The following is a 22,230-nucleotide window of genomic DNA, read 5'->3' on the forward strand; positions in this document are numbered from 1 at the left end:
ATGGAAAGGTCATTCACTTTATTTAGTATTCTTCAACTATGGACCTTACAATGGATAACACCATTGATAAACTTCTCAAATTGATCGATTACCTGCTCCATCTTAAAGTTCTCAGCTGTTTGGTATCCTGCTTCTACTAAACTATTTGTTTTTTGTTGATCATCAAGGAGTTCCATTATGGCCTCTGCAAGGTCATTAGGATCTCCAATATTGGTTAAAAGACAATTCCCCTTATGCTCTGCATACTCCATCACGCCAACATTACGTGTAGAAACTACCGCACAACCACATGTCATAGCTTCTAAAACCGGTAAGCCAAATGATTCGTAATGAGAACCACAAATATAAATATCAGCTTTTCTATAAAGGTTACCCAATTGCTCTTGAGTTGGACTTACATAAACGGTACCTGCAAATTCTGATTCAGGAGTAAACTGGGTTACCCAAATTGGTTCAATATTGTAACCTTTCTCTTTTACAATTTTAATACTATCTATTATGTCTGGTATTCCTTTAAATGCCCACTGCTCTGGACCTACAAACATCACGATTGAACATTCATTTCTTGACTGGCCTTTTGGCCTCGGAAAAAAAATGTTCTCATTTAGAGCATAGGGGATTACATAAGGTTTTCTTCGAAATTTACGATCTATTTGCTTAGCAAGTTCCTTTGAAACAGCAATGATCGGAATGGGTACTGTCCAATGTGAAAGTATCTCTTCTTTCATACTTTCTTCGAGGTTTTCAAATTCAAAAATATAGGTATCGCCTTGTTCAAAATGAATTACCGGAGCGATATTTAACTCATAGCAATCTATTAACTGTCTCCAATAAGTAGTAATAATAATATCTGTATTAGGAATACATTCAACAAATGGAATATTTGCTGGAACTTGAATATAGTTGGCATCCAATTCCATCCACTGTGGTTCTGGATCATGACACACGATATTAACTATATGTCCCCTATTTACTAAGCAGTTAGAGTATTCTAGAACAGATTTAACTCCGCCACATAAATTTGAATGGTTCAGAATGAAAGTTATATTAAATTTTTCACTTCTTCTCTTTTTAAGGATGTGCGATGTTTCATCAACTTCTTTTGTTTTCTTGGACCATATTTCTGCTTTTTTTGCTAACTTCTTTTTTTCTAGTAAAGAATGAAGAATCTGATTATTCTCATTAATACTTGGATGTTCAGGAATAAATCTCGCTGCCTCATTATTATGGAAAATTGCAAGTTCTATATTGCCCAGTTCTTTATAACAGTTACATAACATTAGATGGGGTAACCAAGTCCAACATGCATGATTTAACCTTCCCCAGATATTTTTTGATTTTTCAAGATTTGTGGCTAATTTATACCAAAAAACTGCCTGGACTGGTTGGTTCTTCTTTATGAAGTAATAACCTAATCTACAACAAACCTCTGCTCTAGGAGCTTCAAATTCAAAAGACCTTACCAATGATTGGAATTCTCTTCCTAAATCATCTATATAATGAAAACAATCTGCTAAACTAACGCATGCAGATATATTATCCTCAACCCATCCTTTATGAGAATCCAAGAACCGAGTATAATAACTTATTGCTTCGGTGTATTTTTGATGATCAAAAAGTTCGTTTGCGTAATAAAATAGGTCCCGAGGTGAAAATTCCTCCCCCCTATTTAATCGTATCTCATAGATTCTAAGATTTCTTTCAGAATCATGATGAATACTTGCATGAGTAACTGCTATATCACTGTTAAGAATATTGCCATTAACTTCTAAGTACTCATGTACTGGTCCAACCCACTGAAAATGATTTTGACGTTTGACTAGTCGATTTCTCCGCAAACTCGAAATGACATTCCCATCTTCATCTACTTGAAGGTTATAATTCATAGATACAGCATCCAGAGAATAATCAAAATTTTGTTTTAATAATTTGAACTTCTCTTGATCCTCCTCTAATAAAATATCATCTGCATCTAGCCAAAAAATATAGTCCATTTTAGCCTTGGAAAAGGCATAATTTCGTGCAGCTGCAAAATCATCAATCCATTCAAAGTCGTAAATTAGCTCTGTATATTTTTTTATTATGTGTTTAGTTTGGTCTGTAGATCCTGTGTCTACAATTATTATTTCATCAACAAGGCCTTGAACTGAGTCCAGACATCTACCAATTGTGTCTTCTTCATTTTTTACAATTATACAAAGACTAATGGTAACCACTTGAAAGCTCCTTCCATAGCCAATAAATACTAAAAGGCTTTATAAGAAATAACTTTTCTCCACAAACTTCTATTAATTCTCATTTTTTCTTCTTTTTGGAACCTGTTCTAATGTCTAAATGATGATTACCTTCTATTATGTCTGAAGGGCTTATTTCAAAATTCAAACTAGATGACGGATCTCCTGTGCCTCCTGTGCCTCCTGTGCCTCCTGTGCCTCCCCCAAAAGAAATATTCAGGTTCATTATGACCTTTTGTGAATTGTTTTGTTTATTTTTATTTTCATTTTTATTCTCACTTTTTTGTTTTTTTGTAGGTTTATGATTTTCTTTCCCATTTTCCTTTTTCAATTCCTCACATTTACATAGCACCGTGAGATATCCACACTTTTGGCAAATGATTTGTTTTGAATTCACAATACTCATCCTTCCTCAATTGTCTTTCGCATTATATGCTCCTAGTTAGCATTTTGATTGTGCAAATTTGTTATTTATTGACTAGACATTTATTTCAATTTGTATTGATTTAGGTAGTTGATATTTGTAAAAATGTTGAAAATTAGGTTGTTTTTCTATACACCCTTTTCTTTCCGACATACTCTATACTACATGTCATAACTAAAGAAGTTTCAATATTTTCAACATTGGAAGGAAGGAAAAAAACACAATGACAGAAGTAAAAGAAAAAATAGTTGTAATCGGACTAGGATATGTGGGTCTTCCACTTGCAACACACTTTGCAAGCTGTGGATTTTCTGTATTAGGTCTTGACAATGACTCTAGCAAAATAGAGAGCATAAAAGAAAATAAAACGTATATCCCAGATGTATCAGACCAATTATTAAAAGAACTCAATATTCAAGGTTTATTTAAATCCTCCCTACCTGAAAATTCCGTAGAAGAATTCAAAAAAGCCACCTATATTATTGTAACCGTTCCAACACCATTAGGAGAAAACAGTGAACCAGATCTTGGATTTATTATTTCTGCTACAAAATTCATCAACGAAAACCTACAGCAAGGACAAACGGTAATATTTGAAAGTTCCACTTACCCAGGAACTTTAGAAGAAATAGTTTTACCCATTTTAGAACAACCTCACAGAAAAGTAGGAGTAGATTTTTACTTAGGATATTCACCTGAGAGAATCGATCCAAGTAACAATAAATATACATTACAATCAATACCAAAAGTTGTAAGTGGCCAAACAGAGGAGTGTATTAAGAAGGTACTTTGGCTTTATAAACAAGCTTTTGATCATCCAGTACCAGTCAGTTCTCCAAAAGTAGCAGAAATGTGCAAATTGTTTGAGAATATTCAACGTCTTGTAAATATCTCACTGGTAAATGAAGTGTACTTATTATGCAGGAAATTAAATATAGACTTCTATGAATCACTTCAAGCTGCTGCAACAAAACCATTTGGCTTTACTCCATATTGGCCAGGACCTGGTATAGGAGGACATTGTATCCCTGTTGACCCACTATACTTCCAATGGAAGGTTAATCAATATGGAATGAAAAGTCGTATGATTGAGGTTGCCCAGGATATTAATAATCAAATGCCCCATGAAGTAGTAACCCAAGTGAAAGAATCCCTTTCAAATGACAAGGGAAGAGTTCTTCTTATAGGTTTGGCCTACAAAAAGGATGTAAATGATTTACGCGAGTCACCATCACTAGAAATTTTTGAGCTTTTAGTAAATGAAGGATTGGAAGTTGAATACCATGACCCCTACTTTTCTAACTTTACTTTGAATCACAAAGAATATCATTCAATTGAATTATCAACCGATGAAATCCAAAAAGCAGATTCAGTTGTAATATTGACAGATCACAGCTCTATTGATTGGGGAAAAGTAAAAAAAGATGCAAAAACGATTGTGGATACAAGAGGAGTTTTACGTTCAATTATGGAGGAGGAAACCTGATGAACCAAAAATCACTAAGATGTCTAATAACCGGAGGAGCAGGTTTTATTGGGTCGCACTTAGCTGAAGAACTAGTAAACCAAGGTCATAAGGTTACGATTCTAGATAATCTCTACAACGGTAAGCAATCCTATCATAATAAGTTGTTCAATAAAATTCCTTTTTTAAAAACAAGTGTAATTGACGAAGAAGTTATTGATGTGCTTGTGTCAAATCACGATGTCATTTTTCATCTTTCTGCTATTTTAGGTGTAAAAAGTACTATGGATAAAAGTGTTGAACTAATGGAAACAAACATCGATGGAACAAGAAATATTTTGAGATCCGCACTAAAATATGATAGAAAAGTTGTGTTTGCTTCAACCTCAGAGGTATATGGCAAGGCAGCACCTCCTTTTGTTGAGGATGGGGATCGATTGTATGGTTCAACAGATAAACTTCGCTGGTGTTACGCAGTAAGTAAGACTCTAGAGGAAACTCTATGTCTTGGCTACGGTCTTAAGGGACTGCGAGTAACAGTAGTTCGATATTTTAATATTTATGGTCCACGAGCTAAAGAAGGTCCTTATGCAGGGGTTATTCCTCGGTTTATTAGTGCCGCGCTAAAAGGAGAACCAATCCCTGTATATGGGGACGGAACACAAACAAGATGCTTTACTTTTATAAGTGATGCAGTGGAGGCTACAATTCGTGCTTTAGATGAAAAATGTAATAATGAAATTATCAACATTGGCTCTCAATCAGAGATCAACATCTTGGATCTAGCCAAACTTATCCGTAATTTAACTTCTACAAGCTCCCCTATTGTCCATGTACCTTTTGAGGAAGTTTACCCATTAGGATTTGAGGAAATCCCAAATAGATTCCCAGATATTACAAAAATGTCACAGCTACTAACTTTTACCCCAAAGGTATCATTCACGGAAGGTCTAAATGAAACGATCGATTGGTTTAAAAATAATGAGTAGTTTTTTAGTTATTCTGAATAAAATTTTTAAAAAGCTCAAAAAGGAGGTGAATAAACCGTTGATAAACCAATACCGACACATATCAATTAATTATGAACAATTGGATACTCTACAATTTTCTTCTAATGAACCGTTTGTATTAGCTATTGAATGGGAAGGAATCACTTACGAATTTCTAATTCGAATAAAAAGTAATTCTAATAAATTACTTGTCCTGGGCTCAGGAGCAATGAACTTTAACGAAAATCGGATTCCCCCTCCCTTTTTCCAAAGGCATTCTTGGATAAACCAACTAGAAGGATCAGTCATTTACTATAATGATCCCACATTATATTTAGGGAACCAGCTGCTAGTAGGGTGGGGACAAGGTACAAAAGACCGATATTCCCTACATGATATTGCAAAGATAATAGAAAAGTTAATACGTCTAACACAAGTTCCAAGTAGTAATGTGTTATTTTATGGATCATCCGCTGGAGGATTTATGTCTCTTATACTTGCTGGACACATAAAAGAATCAAAGGCTCTTGTAAACAGTCCTCAAACTTGCTTAACAAAGTGGCTTAAAACCCCAGTAAAACAAGTATTTGATTTATCGTATCCTGGGCTAACGATCGATGAAATTATGCAACAATACCCTGATCGAATTAACGTCATGAGATTTTTTCAAAAGATTAAATATGTACCAGAAATTCACTATCTGCAGAACGCTTACTGTGAAATCGATATGAAGGATCATGTCATCCCATTTATTGAGTGGCTTCAATCAAACGGTGAAAAATGTGTGGTTAATAAGGTTAAATTTTATTTTTACTACACTATCCAACCAGGGCCAGCAGTACACCCTGCACTGGGTGGTCATGGTGCGTTGGATATAAACTCTACAATCAAGTATATAAACAAGATACAGAACGAACATGACTTTGAAAATTAGAACTTTTTAACAAAGAAACAAGAAGGATGTGGTGTAAATTGATAGAAAGTTACCCTAAATTCACGGTCCATTTTCATCAATTAAGCTCTTTCTCAATACCTTCAGCTCAGCCATTTACTTTAACTGTTGTTTGGGAAGGAGTAGATTTTGATTTTTTAATTAATATTAAGCCAAAATCATCACACCTCCTAATTATTGGTTCTGGTGCAGGGACAATGGCTAACGAAAAAAGAGTATCTACACCCTATTTTCAAAGACATTCCTGGATACATGATTTTGAAGATTCCACGATATTTTATAATGACCCAACACTTTATTTCGATCCAAAACTATCGTTAGGTTGGGGACAAGGTAGTAAAGAACGATTTTATTTGAAGGAGATTGCCTCTATTTTAGAAGTACTCATCAAAAAATAAGCATACCTACAGAGAATATTATATTTTATGGTTCTTCTGGTGGAGGGTTTATGTCCTTAATTCTAGCAGGCTTTATAAAAAATACTATTGCCTTTGTTAATAGTCCTCAAACTTGTCTTTTAAAGTGGCTACCAGTACCTGTAAAACATGTTTTCAACCATTCTTATCCCAAAATGTCTGAAAAAGAAATTGTAGAAAAATTTCCTGAGAGGATTAACATTATACATTTCTATAAACATATTAATTATGTCCCCAAAATATACTATCTTCAAAATGCATACTGCGAGTTAGACGTCAATGATCACGTTATACCATTTATTAATGGCATACGAGAAATGGGATCTGACTGTACCGTTAACAAAGTAATTTTAGATTTTTATTATGATGTACAACCAGGTCCTTCTGTTTTACCATCTATAGGCGGACACGGAGCTGTCAGTAAACAAGAGACATTAAAATATATAAACAAAGTTAAATCAGAGTTTAATTAGTAGAGTATTTGGATTTCAAATCCTTCAAAAATTATTTCAAAAAAAAGAGACCTCTATTTGTAAGTAGTTCCGTTTTTGTGGAGAAACATTATAAATAGGCTATCAATTAGCATATCAATTAACAAAGTAATTGGTATGCTTTTTTTTATTGGTATAATAGTGTTCTTGCTTTAGTTGTACGTAAATTAGCATAGTAAATAACATATCAAATAACAGAGCGACAACATTTATTGTCATCTTGTGAATTAGTGCGTTAATTCCATTGTTATTTGCTATGTCAATTCGAGGCTATTGAGAGAATAATCAACGATTGACACCATTTTATGTTAAAATATAGTTAATTATTTTGAAAATTATTTACTTCAACTAACGAATCAGAATCGTTAAGTAACTGAGTTAGGAGAGGAAATGATGTTTGTAAAGATTTATCAGTACCACATACAGAATGATAGAGTAGATGAGTACTTAGCTATTCAAGAAAAGGCATCCAAAATTTATGGGAAGTATATAGATTTTCATACTATGTATCTGAATAGCAAAAATGATGTTACAAAGTGGATAGAAATAACAAGATACAAAGATGAAGAAGAATTTAACAAAAGTATTCATTTTATAAACCAACATCAAGAAATTCAAGAATTATTTGAAGAATTCCAATCGCTTTTATTAAATGACAAGAGTGAGATAAGCGAAGAAGACTTTATTGAGAGACAAGAAAAACGTAATTTTTAGATGCTATCTTCTTCAAGTAACGGGAGCTATAATTCTATAAAAGCACTATACACATTAATATAAAAAAGGTTGAGGTTTCCTTAAAATCACCCCAACCTTTTTTGTGTGCTAATTATATTGTTATTTATGTTGCTAATACATATGTTATTTAACCTGTGATTTCTGATTTTCTCCACGTTATCGGAACTACTTACTCTATTTGAGGCCTCTTCATATTTTAAATGCACACATCAACATGTTTGCAACTTGTTGTCTATATAAGAAGTAGTTTATATTTAAAAGAACTTAAGAAACGATTCTTTAACAAGCCCAAAATACTCACGAATATAATAGTTCACTTTCACAAAAAACGGCGAATCTCCACCAAGACCATAAGAAGTTAAATCATATTCCTTTGCTAAAAGCTTAGCTCGAAATAAGTGATAATCACTCGTAATGATAAGAACCGTTGGCTTTTTCACACCAAGTTGAGTCATCATACCACTAGAAAACTTCAGATTTTCGTTCGTGTCAGTGGATAAACTTTCATAATACACTCTGTCCACTTCTACACCATTCTTCACCAAAAATGTCCCCATCGCCTCTGCTTCAGTGATCGCCTCACCTGGACCTTGTCCACCCGATACAATGACCGGGATCTCGCGGTTTTCCAACAAAAACTCCAGCGCCACATCCAATCGACCTTGTAATGTTTTTGAGGGCTCCTCTCCTCGTAAACCAGCTCCAAGGATAATAACAAAATCTATTTCTTCCTTATTATATTTTTCCTTTGAATAAGCCTCCTTTAAAATTAGCCCCTCCACGATAAAAAAGGAAATAAGAAATAGGAAATAACCAAAAACAATTACATTTCGAGTAATAACCAATGGACGAGAAGATTGTTTATATTTTATTAACCACCTAATAATTACAACAGCTAAAATATTTCCTATGATAAAAAGCACACCAAAGCTCACCTAATTAACTCCTAATCTAACTATAAATTTTTATAATAACTCATATTTCCAAACTCTTTTTTAGAAACATAACCTCGTAAAAAAGCAGTATCATTTGTTCACTGCTACTTATTCAAATGACTCTAAAACAATTTTCCCTATTGTTTTTCCTGACTCTAACATTCGATGAGCCTTGCGTAAGTTCTCAGCATGTATCGGTGATAGAGTCTGCTTGTGGGTTGTTTTTAACATTCTTTCATCAATCAATTTACTTACTTTATTCAATATGTGATGCTGTGAGATCATATCCTCAGTTTCAAACATCGCTTTTGTAAACATAAATTCCCAAACAAAGGTGACGCTCTTACTTTTTAGAGTATTCAATTCAATGGGATACTTATTATCAACAATGGAACAAATCTTCCCTTGGGGCTTAATAACCTCCCCCATTGCATTCCAATGCTGGTCTGTGTCGTTGGAGCATAAAATGTAATCAACATTTTTTATTTGCAAATTAACCAATTGATCTTTTAGTGATCCGTAATGGTTAACCACAAAATCAGCTCCACAATCCTTAACCCACATCACTGTTTCTTCTCGAGAGGCCGTAGCAACCACTTGTAATCCAGCCCACTTTGCTAATTGAATGGCAATGGACCCAACTCCACCAGCTCCACCTATAATGAGGATAGTTTTAGAACGATTTTCATTTTTGTTTGTTGTATCAATTCCGAGGCGTTCAAACAGCGCTTCCCATGCAGTGATAGATGTTAAAGGCATAGCAGCTGCTTCAGCAAAATTAAGTGTTTGTGGCTTTTTCCCGACAATTCTTTCATCTACCAAATGATACTCGCTGTACGTACCTGGCCTATTCAAACTTCCCGAATAAAAAACCTCATCTCCAGGTTGAAACAATGTGCACTCCTCACCAACTTCAACCACCACTCCAGTTGCATCCCAACCAAGAATTTTCGGATCTGTTTCCTCCACGATCTTCGGTGAACGTACCTTTGTATCCACAGGATTAACCGATATTGCCTTTATTTCTACAAGGAGATCCCTCCCTCTAGCTGAAGGTTTTTTTATATTAATATCTATTAAGCTTTCTTCATGATCGATTGGTAAGTATTTATATAAACCAACTGCTTTCATTAAATTATTACTCCTCCTGTTTTTAGTTCTATATATTAATTCGATAAATGGTTCCTTTTTCCTCCCAAAAAGAAAAGAGCTGCTATAAAAGCAACTCCTTCTATTTTACGTTCTTTAATTTATTTCTGTCTGGAGCACCAGGTGGTTGTTCAAGCCATCCATAGTCAATGAGTAATTGCGCACCGTCTTCAGCTAATAAACCTATTTCTGTAATCATCTTTACATAACTTCCTGACAAATCTCGTCTTTGACACATCGACAAAGCTTCCCCATAATACCCAATAGTTGCTGAAAGAAGTGAGGTAATGTGATACATCATAAGTTTTTCTGAAAAGGGAGCAACAGATGAATCTGTCACTTCTTGTTCATATGATTTGGGCGCATGCAGGTTATCGTCTGTTAACATTTTAGATAATATATCCATATGCTTCTTACAAAGTTTTTCCGCTCGAGTCATAAATTGTTCAATTTCTTTTAGTTGTGTAACTTGCCTGAATCCCATTTCCAACACAACTTTTACTATGTTCTTATGCATATTAATATACGTTCCACTGATTTCAATCGAATTAATAGGACGACGATTTCCAAACCACCCGGTCAAAAAGCTTTGTTTCGTTACATAATCTACGGTGTGCTTGTTTGTCATGGTAGGAGGTTTACTGATAATGCCCTTATTCAAAACCACTTCAGTGGCATGATCATACAATTCCGTAGTTTCAGCACTACACTGAATAAAATACTTCCTTACATCCTCTCTAACGCATGTTCCGATTGCACCTGCATATCTGGTCAACCCATGTATGGACATCGTATGAATGTACACGATCATAAAAGTATCGGTGAATAAAGGTGGTGCGTCCACCAACACATCCTCATCTGTAAAACCTATTGGTATTGGAAGCTCTTCTTTAGTAAAAAACTCTTTTATCTTCTCGAGATGAGTTTCTGATAAGCTAAGGGCATAACGAAGCACTTTTTCAATGGCTTCATCTTTTACATGATAAATAAAATGGCGAAGAACACATGGACAAACTGTCACTGATATACTGCATCCACAAGCTACCGACCTCTGGAGCAGTTAATTTTACATTGTGATTAGTATGTTCCATGATTTCTCCCTTCGTGACTCTCTTTCCCTGTATTGTAACCAAATCAGGAATAATCATGTTTAACTTTCATGATTTATACTAAAGCCTTCCATATGTCTCTTTGATAATAGTTTATCTACCTTTCGATTTTCTTTTGTTTCAAAAATAATATCGAAATCATAATCTGGCGGATACAACTCATTTGCCTTAATATGAAGAGTTAAACGCTTATAGTTATAAGACTCCTTTTTTCCTTTTATTTGAACGATGTAGTTCCCTTTCTCGTCTGGGCCTTTGTATACTATACCAAACACATCCTCAGGAGACACAATGACATTATCACCTTGATTAAACTTTGGAACTGATGAGTTTGATATTTTCACTCCTTTTTCTCTCGATTGATACTTATTGATAATAATTTGCTTCTCGAGTTCTCTTTTTTCCTGTGGTGAGAAATGCGTTTCTGGATACACCTTGTCTTCTTTATAGGTTATTTGATGAGCTCTTTCGATGATCTTCGGGTGAATCCCTAGTTTTAGCGCAATCGCAAACGCTTGGCTTTCTCCTCCCTTCCCTATAATCAGTCGATAGGTTGGGCGAAGGGTTTCTATATCAAACTCCATCGATCCGTTAATAAATCCTTTTTGATGATCCGCAAACTCTTTGATCTCACTATAATGTGTCGTTGCTAATAATGTTGTTCCCTTCTTGTAGAGTTGTTCTAGGATTGCTGTTGCTAGCCCCATTCCTTCAGCTGGATCAGTTCCTGAACCTAACTCATCCAATAATACTAATGTACGATCATTGGCTTCTTTTAAAATGTCAATAATATTTACGATTCGTGAACTAAAGGTACTTAGGTTTTCTAAAATACTCTGTCCATCCCCTATATCGACTAAGATATTTTGAAAAATACTCACTGAACTACCTTCTGCAACCGGTAGGTGTAAACCCGCTTGAGCCATTAGTGTCAAGAGTCCAACCGTTTTTATGACAACTGTTTTCCCACCCGTATTAGGACCTGTAATGACTAACGCATGTTCAGGTGACCCAAGCTTAAAGTTTAGTGGGACAACATTTTTACCTAATAAAGGATGTCTTGCTTCAATTAATTCAATATAGTGATTTTCGTTTATAGATACACTTCTCCCATCGATTGCTCGGCTAAACTTTGCCTTTGCAAACAAAAAGTCATAGTGAACCATGGTTTCGACTGCCAAACGGATTTGCTGTTCTTTTTCTTCAACTAACCCGGTAAGATACATTAAAATCTTTTGAGTTTCCGCTTCTTCATCCATCTTGGTCTTGGTAAGCTGGTCTTGGTAAGTGGTAATTTCTTCAGGTTCAATGAATAAAGTCGATCCTGAGGCAGAAGTATCTAGAACCGCCCCTTTTACTTTTTGACGATATTCCTTTTTCACTGGTATCACATATCTTCCATCTCTTTGACTAATAACACTTTCCTGCAAATAGGTTTTTAGTTTGGATGATCGGACGATTTGTTGAAGTTTTTCTTTTAATCGCTCTTCTTGTATTGCTATTTGTTTTCTAATTTTGAGCAATTCCTTGCTAGCGTAATCGTCCACAACGCCGTTTCGTATACAGCGATTAATTTCCTCCGCCAATCCAGGCAAGTCATCGATGGAGTAAATATAGCTAGTGACTCGAGGAGCTAAATACTCCTTATCTTTCATAAAGCGTCTCATTTTTCCACAGCAATCTAAAAAGTCATGTAGCTTCATTAATATATCAGCACGAAGAGCAACCCCTTTATTGATACTACCCAGTAAGGTATCAATTCCTTCTAGTCCGTGAACAGGTACACTTGAACTCTTTTTCATGATCTCCGCTGCTTCAGTTACTTCATCGATCCATGATTGGATTTGTTTTAAATGAAAGGAAGGTGTGAGTTGTAACACCTTTTCTTTTCCTTGACTGGTTAATGCATAATGAGCAATTTCTTCTTTTATTACATCAAATTGCAATGTTTCAAACGTATGATTATTCAATTTTTTTCCTCCTAGTAGAGTAAGCGTATTGTCAAAACTTTTATAGTAAATAGGTTATTAAATCCTATCTAAGAGGGCTTTATAAGCAAAAAAATTGCCACCCCCTGAATTCTAAGGATAATTGAGGTTACGACACTCTCAACAACCTAGAAAAGGAAGTGACAATTTGTACCCTCAAATTATAACCTATTTATTAACTTTTATAAACTATCAAGAACAACTCATTCGAACATTGCTTACTTTATTGATTGGTAAGAGTATGTTTGATAAGCCTACTGAACAGCCCGTAAATAAACCATATCGAAAACTTCAAGTGGACGACCTTCCGGTCATTGAAGTTCTGGAACAGCTTGATTATCGAGTTCTTCTTAGTGAATATCTAGAGAAGAACGGGAAACCACTTAAACCTGTTCAAAGGCGTAAGAATGCAAAAGTTTCCGTACCTAAAGCCATGAACTGTCCAAAGTGTGGTGCTCCATCGGATTATCTTTATGCCAACAATGGAGATAAAGGTCAGTATCAATGCAAGGTGTGTACAGAACTTTTCAGTGAAAAGAACCGTTACTCTAAGGAGGCCATCCTGAAGTGTCCTCATTGTTCCAAGACTCTCGAGAAAATAAAAGAAAGAAAAGATTTTCACGTGTTTAAGTGCAAGAACAATGACTGTTTTTATTATCAAAAGAAGCTCAATGGGATGACTTCAAAAGAAAAGAAAAGGTTCAAAAAGGACCCTCAAGCATTTAAATTGAGATACATTTTCCGTCAGTTTTATATCGATTTCCAGCCGTTATCCAAGGAATCACCAGAACTGCCGGCCGTGGACTTATCAAAGATTTATGCATCCCCACATACATTAGGATTGATCCTAACCTATCATGTAAACTATGGCCTTTCGGCCCGTAAAACAGCTGCGATTATGCAGGACGTACACGGAGTGATGATTTCACATCAGACTGTATTGAACTACGAAAATAGCGTAGCTTTATTACTTAAACCTTATGTGGATCACTATCCCTATGAACTTTCAGACCAATTCTGCGGTGATGAAACGTATATCAGAGTAAACGGTCGATGGCATTATTTATTTTTCTTTTTTGACGCCGTGAAAAAGATTATTCTTTCGTATCCGGTGTCGCCTAATCGAGACACAGCAACAGCCATTCGAGCAATTGATGAGGTCTTAATCAAGATGAAAGAGATTCCAGAAAATCTGACCTTTGTGGTAGACGGGAATCCAATCTATCTTTTAGCCCAACATTTCTTCGCTCAACATGGGATTTCATTCGATGTGAAGCAGGTCATTGGATTAACCAATGAGGACCCTGTTTCGACCGAATATAGACCACTGAAACAAATAATTGAGAGACTTAACCGCACCTTTAAGGGCAATTATCGCTCCACTCATGGATTCGGCTCTGAACATGGTTCCATTTCATACGTCACCTTATTTACGGCCTACTTTAACTTTTTGCGTCCGCATGCCGCCTTAGAAGGAAAAGTGCCCGTAGTGAATCCAGAACTCAAGGGGCTTCCAACAATGCCAGCACGTTGGACAAAGCTCATTGGATTAGCACAACAATGGATAGTAGAGCAAAGACAAGCCTAACTTTTTGTTTAGCTGAGCCCTTAAGCTAATTCAGCAATCGGCGGAGCGAACTCTTGACAAACCGAACTTGCCAATGGTTTAAAATGGAAACAACCAAGGGCTTATTTGGTATGCCTTCTTTTGTTCCCTTCGCCCTTGTTAAACAATCCTCAAACCATTGGCGTGTTTGTCAAGAGCGATTGCGGCGCATCTCCATCCAGTAAATAGGAGAGAAACTAACCCTTTAGGTAGTTTTCATAAATCTTTTGACACTACCGATTCTACCGTATTGTCAAAACTTTTATATTAAAAAAGTTAATAATCCTTGATATAAAGGGGTTTAAATGCAAAAAACTTGCCACCCCCATAGTTTTAGGATAAAAGTGAGGTTACGACACCGAACACTTAATCCCTAAAAGCTAGGAAGTGACAAGTTTGTACCCTCAATTATTAACTTATTTAATGGAATTTATCAAGTATCAAGATCAGGTAATTCGAACATTACTTACCCTGCTTATTGGGAAGGGCATGTTTGAAAAGCCTGAAGAAACTCCTGTAAATAAACCTTACCGTAAACTTCAGGTGGATGATCTTCCGATCATCGAAGCGCTCCAGAAACATGATTATCGTATTCTTCTTACAGAATATCTGGAGAAGAACGGTAAGCATTTAAAACCTGTTCAAAGGCGTTCTAATGTAAAGACAGCGGTGTCTACATCAATGAGTTGCCCAAAGTGCGGTGCTCCATCGGATTATCTCTATGCCAATAATGGAGGCAAAGGACAGTATCAATGTAAGGTGTGTACTTGTGTTTTTAACGAAAAGAGCCGCTATTTGAAAGAGGCTATTTTGAAGTGTCCTCATTGTTCTAAAACACTTGAGAAAGTCAAGGCGCGAAAAGACTTTGACGTGTATAAGTGCAAGAATAATGACTGTTCCTATTACCAAAGAAAACTGAATGGTATGTCTTCAAAAGAGAAGAAACAGTTTAAAAAGGACCCTCAAGCCTTTAAGATTAGATACATTTACCGACAGTTTCGAATTGATTTTCAGCCATTGTCTAAGTCTACTCCACAGAAGCCAAAGGTAGATTTATCAAGGTTATATGTTTCGCCACATACATTAGGGCTCATTTTAACCTACCATGTTAACTATGGCCTTTCGGCCCGTAAAACAGCAGCACTGATGAAAGATGTTCACGGGGTATCTATATCGCATCAAAGCATTTTAAATTACGAGAATGCAGTAGCCCTTACACTTAAGCCTTACGTAGATTACTACCCGTATGAACTTTCTGACCAGTTCTGCGGGGACGAAACCTATATCAGGGTGAACGGCCGTTGGCATTACTTGTTTTTCTTCTTTGATGCGGTGAAAAAGATTATTCTCTCTTACCCAGTGTCACCAAATCGGGATACAGCTACGGCGATCCGTGCGATTGATGATGTCTTAGTGAAGATGAAGGATATTCCTAAAGACCTTACGTTTGTGGTGGACGGCAATCCGATTTATCTTTTAGCTCAACACTTTTTTGCCCAACACGATATTCAGTTCGATATTAAGCAGGTTATCGGGCTTACCAATGAAGATCCTGTATCAACGGAGTATCGACCACTAAAGCAAGTAATTGAAAGACTCAATCGCACATTTAAGGGTAATTATCGCTCAACACACGGGTTCGGATCTGAACACGGCTCTGTTTCTTTCGTCACATTGTTTGTGGCTTACTTTAACTTTTTAAGGCCTCACTCTGCATTAGAAGGTAAGGTGCCCGTGCTTAATCCGGAGTTATCACAGCTCCCGAATATGCCAGCACGATGGTCTAAACTTATTGGTTTAGCACAAGAATGGATCATTGAGCAATCAGCCTAACTTTTTTGTTTAGCAGAGCCCTTGAGTAAATCAGCAATCGGCGAAGCGAACTCTTGACAAACCGAACTTGCCAATGGTTTAAAATGGAAAAAACCAAGGGCTATTTGGCATGCCTTCTTTTTGTCCCCTTCGCCCTTGATAAGGGAATCTCAAACCATTGGCGTGTTTGTCAAGAGCGATTGCGGGTACTTCCAATACAAAAAAGAGAGAAAAACAAACCCTCAGGTTACTTTTTCATAGAAGTTTTGACACTACCGATTCTACCGATATTCTAGAGGTATGAAGGTAAATCCTCTATTTTACACAAGAAAAATCCTCCCTCTATAAATGTTGATCTATCAACGGTTTACCCCGTTGGTGGGGTGTCAAAAAAATATTTTTCGACACGTTCCCTAACAATATTTTTATATTATGTTAATCTATCCCAACACATGGGTACGCTACGCGGTCACTACTGGATAATAGTGGTAAGTAGTGTTGGAGAATTATGTGATGCACAATGGATCTCTGCGTAGCTTATGATGACGTACCCTCCCATGTCTCTGGGCATCAATGTGCCTACATTCCTTCGTTCGGTCTAGTCATAAGGCAGAGGCTAGCGAAGCTCCTATAGGGACTCAAGGTCGAATGGAAAAAATATTGCCAGCTTCTCCGTGTCATCCTGTTGTCTAGGTCTGTTAAGGGGATGTAGAACTTTACATAGCCTCTGCGAGACTAGGAATATCCTTCATCATTCGCTGAGCGTCAAACGCTTTGTGCTTTGTACATATTCCATGTAACACTTTTAATAGTTTTCCGCATAGTACCACGATAGATTGCTTCTTGCGTAACGGATTATCCTTACGGCTTGTGTAATACTCATGTAGTTTTCTAAAGGCTTCATTATGGCGAATCATCGGCATCATTACCCGGAAAAGGAGGGCGCGAAGCCTTCTTCTGCCTCTTTTGGAAATGCGTTTTTGTCCTTTATGCTGCCCAGAGGAATTTTCACGTAATGTTAGTCCCGCAAGTTTAATGATTTGGCGTGGATCTCTATAGTGTGAAAAGCTACCGATTTCAGCTAATAAATCGACAATTGTGATATCTCCAAGTGCTTGAACCGTTGAGAGCCATTCGTACTCTACGGATGTTTGTGTAAGTTCAACTAAGTGCTGTGTAATACTTTCAATATCTTGTTCCAACTGGTGGTAACGGCGAACGAGTGTGGCGATTTCAATACGGGCCATCTCACGTCCCTCTGTTACTCCTATGGAGTTAGCAGCGACTTCAATGAGACGCATTGCTTTCGGTCTCTGGGGGGATTTGAGTCCCTCAACCTGACGATAAAGAGTTAAAACTTCATCGGGTTGTTTCTGATGAAGATCACTTGGAAATGGGGTACATTCAAGTACAGCCATAGCCATTTTTCCGAATGACGGAAACACCTGGGTAAACTCAGGAAAATAGCGATCTAACCAGCGAATCATCATATTTTTGACAGCTCCAAGTTCCTCTGTCAACTTACTTCTAAAGGTTGCGCCCACACGGAGTTCGGCTTCCATGTCTTTCAATATACGTGGATAACTGAAGCGTCCATCTTTTATAAGACGAGCGATTACTAGCGCATCTTTACGATCATGTTTGGTTGGTAGATTGTCGTCTAACTCTTTTGATCGCTTGACGTGCATAGGGTTGGCCATAACTAGGGGGATGCCTCGTTCTTCTAGAAAATAGGCTAAATTGAGCCAGTAATGGCCAGTAGGTTCAATCCCGACGATAACTTCCGTTTTCTCTTGTTCTTTCATTTCACTTAGAACACATTGATAGAAAAGCTCAAACCCATCTCGAGATTGAGAAACAGAGAATGACTTTCGGAGCACCCGTCCACGATCATCCACAAAGCATGCGTAATGTGTACGTTTGGCAATGTCGATTCCAACAACAAGTGTTTTTTCGGTGACTTGATTTATCTTCTGGTTTTGTTTAAAATTCATATGGAGTCCTCCTTGGTTTACTAAGTTAGGGGTCATTTCGGTACACGATTTGACACCCCGTATCATACCAAGAGGGCTCTTTTTTGTTCAAGTCCCCGAAAATCCTTCTAACAGGAATGCTCCTATATTAAATAAAATAAAAAACCAGATAATGTTGACATCAACATCACGGATCCGATAAAGGCTGCAACCAGCTTTTTTCGAAAAATACTATTCAGTAAGCTTATCTCTGGTAAGCTTGCACCTGCTGAACTAATCATTAACGCCATAACCGGGCCGAGTGCCATCCCCTTCAATATCATAACTTGCGAAATAGGAATCATGGTAGAAAGGCGTATATACAAAGGAATTCCAATGATCGCTGCAATTGGCACTAACCACCAGTCGTCTGTTCCCATGTAAGAGGTAATCCAATCAGTCGGTACAAACCCGTGAATCAACGCCCCTACTAAAGCACCAATTAGTAAGAATGGATAAACCGTCTTCATGAGCTGAAATGTTTCTAATAACGCTCCTTTCCAATCTAGATTTTTATTTGGATCTTTAAATCCAGTCATAATGACGTTTTTCACCTGAGTCTCAAAACCGAGTTTTTCAAGGGTGAATCCGATGGCAACTGATAGGATGCTTGTTAATAATGTGTAAACCATTGCTACCTTCCAACCGAGTGTGGCTGTCATTAACGTCAAAATGGTTGGATCTAGTACCGGAGATGCAAATAAAAAGATCATGACCGTACCAAAGCGCACCTTTTTATTTAGTAAATTCACCACAACGGGAATGGTCGAACAAGAGCAAAAAGGAGTAACAAAGGCAAACACGAGGGTAATCAATGCGCTAACAAGCGGATGGCTGCGCTCCATCATATTCTCCATTTTTTTATAAGGGATATATCCTTGTAGAACGTTAATTAAAAAAGAAATTCCTACAAATAAGACAGTTAATTCAAGCGCAAGACTAAAAAAACTCTTAACAAACTCTCCCATGCCTCTCCACCTCATTTTATTTGTAAAATACAACTATATTCCGATAAAAAATATAAGCAAGATCGATGTCCAGCTTATATGTATGGCTTACAACAGACTGAGGATTTAGACATCGCTTCATTTAATAACTTAATGGACCTGACTACCGTGTCTTTTTCGAATTCATTCATCTGAGAAAAAACTTCTTGCAAATATTGGTTCATTTCCGTATCAATTGCGGTAGAAACAAACTTTCCTTCTGCCGTAAGAGATAACACATATACTCTTTTGTCTTCAGGCAGCTGTTGTTTTTTTATTAGCCCCATCTTTGTTAAGTTCTGTATTTGTCGACTAAATGTTGTCACATCAATTCCTAGGGAGTCTGCAACTTGCTGTACACTCGGATTGTTTTGCTTGTCAATTTCGTGGATGATATGACTTTGAACAAGGGATATTTCCATTCCTCCTACTAAACAACAATTTTTATTTAACATTCCAAATCGTCTCGTTAACACCTGGAATAAATCACGTAAATTTTCCATTATTTTCACCTCTCCTTATTTATATCATATTAATTGCAAAATGCAAATATATTTTTTAAAAAAAGAACTCTTAATAAAGAAGTTCTCCATGCTCACTAATCCAACTCCAGTCCTTCTGTATGTCTTGACGTGTCACCCGGCGAATTGGAAATACTAAGGGTAGTAATATAGAAGGTAGTTGACATGCAACCAAAAGGTTTCGTATAATCACAAAAGGAAACCTTTTGGTTACATATTATATTAAAAGGATGGGAAAAAATGAAGGTTCAAGATATCCGAAAAACAACCGTGTTTCAAGCACCAATTAAAAAAGTATGGAATGCAGTAGCAACTGCCGAAGGAATTTCATCTTGGTTTATGCCAAATGACTTTCAACAAGAAGTTGGTAGTAACTTTACCATTCAGTCTCCGTTCGGTCCGAGTCCATGCAAAGTGTTAGAGCTAGAACCGCCACACCGCCTCGTATTTTCTTGGGGGACAGATGGATGGGTTGTAACATTTGAGTTAAAAGAGTTGGACGAGAAGACCGAGTTTACCCTTGTTCATAGTGGCTGGGGAGACACAGAGGAAGTTATTCCATTGGCAAATGAAACGCATCAAGTGATTCGCGATCGGATGAATGGCGGATGGGGACCTCTTGTTGATGTGAAGCTGCGCGGGGTTGTTGAAGCGTAATGTCCGCTGTCCAAAAACACGATGTGTTTCAGGCAATTGCTGACCCTACAAGAAGAAAAATCTTAATGCTTCTCGCTAAGCAAGATTTATCGGTAACTGCGATCAGCGATCAATTTCCGATCACTCGAACAGCGGTATCTAAACATCTCCGAATATTATCTGAATCCAAGCTTGTGGGCATGACCAAAACAGGACGAGAAAAAATCTACAAGCTTCACCCAGAAACCTTTACAGAAATCAAAGACTGGTTAAGTTATTTCGATCAGTTCTGGGATAATAAGATCTCCATGCTTAAATTTCTTGTTGAAGAACAGGAACAATAGGTAAAAAGAGTACCATTGTCGGTACTCTTTATCTTTTTTAAGAATCGTTTGTTATATCACTCTTTTACCGCTTTGGTCCAATTTTGTGATAAAATAATCAATCTCTTCCTTCGTTTTAAGTATAATCACCTTTTTCCCCATCGTTTTATACGTTTTCAACCTTTCCTTCATCATCTCTTTCCTAGCAAAATAAGTGGATATAATAAATTTGATAAATTTCCAATCTAGCTTCTCCTTACAGCCGATCGTCATATCTGGTCTTGTATGACCGATGTTCGTTAGGAATCGCTTCACTACTCGGTAAAGACAAGTTCGTAAGGGGAGTTCTAGATAAATGACCGTATCACAGCTCAATTCTCTGATATGAATAGTTTTTGTGTAATTTCCATCAATGATCCATTTTTCCTTCTCCACAAGGTTATTTTGAGCCTCAAAAAATTCATCACTCGATGCTTCGATCCAACCTGGTTTCCAGAAGTAGGTATCAAGATGATGAACGGGAATATGTAACCTCTGACCAAGCTTCCTAGCAAACGTTGATTTCCCAACACCAGCCGATACTCCAATCACCATAACTCGATTCATTCTTCTCCTCACCTTCTCACATGTCATATTTTTCTATTTTCTCACAACAAACCATTTTCCACTAATATAATCTTTTTTTCCAACATAAAAATGGAGAAAGAACACAAAAGTTCTTTCCCCTCTTCATATATACAACCTACTCAATCCACTGAACGATATCCTTCAAGTCTTTCCTAATTTTTGGTCGAGGTTCCTTCTCTCTGTATCCAAACGCTACCATAACAGAAACAGCCAAATGTCCATCCTCGAGTAAATTTTCCTCTTCCAAAATCTTCTGTACTTCATCAAAACTAAATCCTTCAATTGGACAAGAATCAATTCCAATTAGTGCCGCTGCTGTCATCATATTTGCTAAAGCAATGTACGTTTGCTTTCCGGCCCAGTCCAGCATCGTTCGTTCATTTTCTAATAAGTTAAGATCGTCTTCTTGAAAGGTTTTATATCTTTCTAAAATTTTCCCCAAAAGCTCTTCAGGGAATTTTTTCACCTCTAACATTTGATGTTTAACATATTCCGAATCATACTTTGTATCTTTAATGGTTCTTGCCAAAATTACAACAAAATGACTAGCTGTTGGAAGCTGGCCTTGTGCTCCCCAAGCCACTTCCCTTAATTTTTCTCTTAGGGCAGCATTCTGAACAACTACAAATTTCCATGGTTCATATCCAACAGAGCTAGGCGATAATCTCCCCGCTTCAAGTATGAATTGAAAATCCTCATCGCTAATTTTTTTGGATGCGTCGAAAGATTTAGTCGCATGTCTAAAACGAAAGGCCTCTAGAACTTCTTCTTTTTTCTTCGAATGATCTGTCATATGCACCGTCTCCTAATAGTTTGTGAT

Annotated in this window: 21 protein-coding genes; 10 read left to right on the forward strand and 11 right to left on the reverse strand. The window is 36.9% G+C overall.

Annotation, left to right across the window (positions count from 1 at the left end):
* Positions 1–32 precede the first annotated feature (32 nt).
* Both MKX65_RS13625 and MKX65_RS13630 read right to left on the reverse strand, forming a co-directional pair.
* Positions 33–2,216, reverse strand: a complete 2,184-nt coding sequence (locus MKX65_RS13625) for a glycosyltransferase (protein WP_340904028.1) — start codon at positions 2,214–2,216, stop codon at positions 33–35.
* A gap of 79 nt (positions 2,217–2,295) precedes the next feature.
* Positions 2,296–2,631: a hypothetical protein gene (locus tag MKX65_RS13630; RefSeq protein WP_340904029.1), complete on the reverse strand. Its 336-nt coding sequence runs from the start codon at positions 2,629–2,631 to the stop codon at positions 2,296–2,298.
* Between the two features lie 250 nt (positions 2,632–2,881).
* On the opposite strand from MKX65_RS13630, the gene MKX65_RS13635 reads away from it, so the two are divergent.
* The 6 genes from MKX65_RS13635 (at position 2,882) to MKX65_RS13660 (ending at position 7,685) form a co-directional block, all read left to right on the forward strand.
* On the forward strand, positions 2,882–4,144 hold the full coding sequence (locus tag MKX65_RS13635; protein ID WP_340904030.1) for a nucleotide sugar dehydrogenase: 1,263 nt from the start codon (positions 2,882–2,884) through the stop codon (positions 4,142–4,144).
* Complete coding sequence (locus MKX65_RS13640) at positions 4,144–5,112, forward strand: NAD-dependent epimerase/dehydratase family protein (protein WP_340904031.1); 969 nt, start codon at positions 4,144–4,146, stop codon at positions 5,110–5,112. The genes MKX65_RS13635 and MKX65_RS13640 overlap by 1 nt, the downstream gene beginning before the upstream one ends.
* Before the next feature lie 58 nt (positions 5,113–5,170).
* Positions 5,171–6,046 (forward strand): glycosyl transferase family 2, encoded by an 876-nt coding sequence (locus MKX65_RS13645; protein WP_160545402.1) that lies wholly within the window; start codon positions 5,171–5,173, stop codon positions 6,044–6,046.
* A gap of 38 nt (positions 6,047–6,084) precedes the next feature.
* Positions 6,085–6,462: a hypothetical protein gene (locus MKX65_RS13650; protein WP_340904033.1), complete on the forward strand. Its 378-nt coding sequence runs from the start codon at positions 6,085–6,087 to the stop codon at positions 6,460–6,462.
* A gap of 50 nt (positions 6,463–6,512) precedes the next feature.
* On the forward strand, positions 6,513–6,953 hold the full coding sequence (locus tag MKX65_RS13655) for a hypothetical protein (protein ID WP_340904035.1): 441 nt from the start codon (positions 6,513–6,515) through the stop codon (positions 6,951–6,953).
* A 411-nt stretch (positions 6,954–7,364) separates the two neighbouring features.
* A complete protein-coding gene (locus MKX65_RS13660; protein WP_340904038.1) occupies positions 7,365–7,685 on the forward strand; it encodes a hypothetical protein in 321 nt (106 codons plus the stop codon).
* A gap of 275 nt (positions 7,686–7,960) precedes the next feature.
* On the opposite strand, the gene MKX65_RS13665 is transcribed toward MKX65_RS13660, so the two are convergent.
* From MKX65_RS13665 to MKX65_RS13680, 4 genes are all read right to left on the reverse strand, one after another.
* The gene (locus MKX65_RS13665; RefSeq protein WP_160545404.1) at positions 7,961–8,641 is read right to left on the reverse strand and encodes an ElyC/SanA/YdcF family protein; all 681 of its coding nucleotides are present in this window, start codon (positions 8,639–8,641) and stop codon (positions 7,961–7,963) included.
* 108 nt (positions 8,642–8,749) lie between these two features.
* Entirely contained in the window at positions 8,750–9,772 is a 1,023-nt protein-coding gene (locus MKX65_RS13670) for a zinc-binding alcohol dehydrogenase family protein (RefSeq protein WP_340904039.1), read from the reverse strand.
* A 100-nt stretch (positions 9,773–9,872) separates the two neighbouring features.
* Positions 9,873–10,811, reverse strand: a complete 939-nt coding sequence (locus MKX65_RS13675) for a DUF3231 family protein (protein WP_340904040.1) — start codon at positions 10,809–10,811, stop codon at positions 9,873–9,875.
* 129 nt (positions 10,812–10,940) lie between these two features.
* Positions 10,941–12,869, reverse strand: coding sequence for an endonuclease MutS2 (locus MKX65_RS13680; protein ID WP_340904041.1), 1,929 nt, complete (start codon positions 12,867–12,869; stop codon positions 10,941–10,943).
* Between the two features lie 166 nt (positions 12,870–13,035).
* Here MKX65_RS13680 and MKX65_RS13685 point away from each other — a divergent pair, with 166 nt between their 5' ends.
* Both MKX65_RS13685 and MKX65_RS13690 read left to right on the forward strand, forming a co-directional pair.
* Complete coding sequence (locus tag MKX65_RS13685) at positions 13,036–14,475, forward strand: DDE-type integrase/transposase/recombinase (RefSeq protein ID WP_340903366.1); 1,440 nt, start codon at positions 13,036–13,038, stop codon at positions 14,473–14,475.
* 414 nt (positions 14,476–14,889) lie between these two features.
* Complete coding sequence (locus MKX65_RS13690) at positions 14,890–16,326, forward strand: DDE-type integrase/transposase/recombinase (protein WP_235252829.1); 1,437 nt, start codon at positions 14,890–14,892, stop codon at positions 16,324–16,326.
* A gap of 695 nt (positions 16,327–17,021) precedes the next feature.
* Here MKX65_RS13690 and MKX65_RS13695 read toward each other — a convergent pair.
* The 3 genes from MKX65_RS13695 to MKX65_RS13705 all read right to left on the reverse strand — a co-directional run bounded on the left by MKX65_RS13695 (position 17,022) and on the right by MKX65_RS13705 (position 19,806).
* On the reverse strand, positions 17,022–18,299 hold the full coding sequence (locus MKX65_RS13695; RefSeq protein ID WP_340903327.1) for an IS110 family transposase: 1,278 nt from the start codon (positions 18,297–18,299) through the stop codon (positions 17,022–17,024).
* 122 nt (positions 18,300–18,421) lie between these two features.
* Positions 18,422–19,285, reverse strand: coding sequence for a permease (locus MKX65_RS13700; protein WP_340904042.1), 864 nt, complete (start codon positions 19,283–19,285; stop codon positions 18,422–18,424).
* Positions 19,286–19,359: 74 nt separating this feature from the next.
* The gene (locus MKX65_RS13705) at positions 19,360–19,806 is read right to left on the reverse strand and encodes a MarR family winged helix-turn-helix transcriptional regulator (RefSeq protein ID WP_340904043.1); all 447 of its coding nucleotides are present in this window, start codon (positions 19,804–19,806) and stop codon (positions 19,360–19,362) included.
* 258 nt (positions 19,807–20,064) lie between these two features.
* Between MKX65_RS13705 and MKX65_RS13710 the strand changes: the two genes are divergently transcribed.
* Positions 20,065–20,481: an SRPBCC family protein gene (locus tag MKX65_RS13710; RefSeq protein WP_340904044.1), complete on the forward strand. Its 417-nt coding sequence runs from the start codon at positions 20,065–20,067 to the stop codon at positions 20,479–20,481.
* Positions 20,481–20,804 (forward strand): ArsR/SmtB family transcription factor, encoded by a 324-nt coding sequence (locus MKX65_RS13715; RefSeq protein ID WP_340904045.1) that lies wholly within the window; start codon positions 20,481–20,483, stop codon positions 20,802–20,804. The genes MKX65_RS13710 and MKX65_RS13715 overlap by 1 nt, the downstream gene beginning before the upstream one ends.
* Before the next feature lie 51 nt (positions 20,805–20,855).
* On the opposite strand, the gene MKX65_RS13720 is transcribed toward MKX65_RS13715, so the two are convergent.
* Both MKX65_RS13720 and MKX65_RS13725 read right to left on the reverse strand, forming a co-directional pair.
* Positions 20,856–21,389 carry a topology modulation protein gene (locus MKX65_RS13720; protein ID WP_340904046.1) on the reverse strand — a complete coding sequence of 178 codons (534 nt, stop codon included), beginning with the start codon at positions 21,387–21,389 and terminating at the stop codon, positions 20,856–20,858.
* 136 nt (positions 21,390–21,525) lie between these two features.
* A complete protein-coding gene (locus MKX65_RS13725) occupies positions 21,526–22,203 on the reverse strand; it encodes an NAD(P)H-dependent oxidoreductase (RefSeq protein ID WP_340904047.1) in 678 nt (225 codons plus the stop codon).
* Positions 22,204–22,230 lie beyond the last annotated feature (27 nt).

The sequence above is a fragment of the Robertmurraya sp. FSL R5-0851 genome, from assembly GCF_038002965.1.
GTDB classification, from domain to species: domain Bacteria; phylum Bacillota; class Bacilli; order Bacillales; family Cytobacillaceae; genus Robertmurraya_A; species Robertmurraya_A beringensis.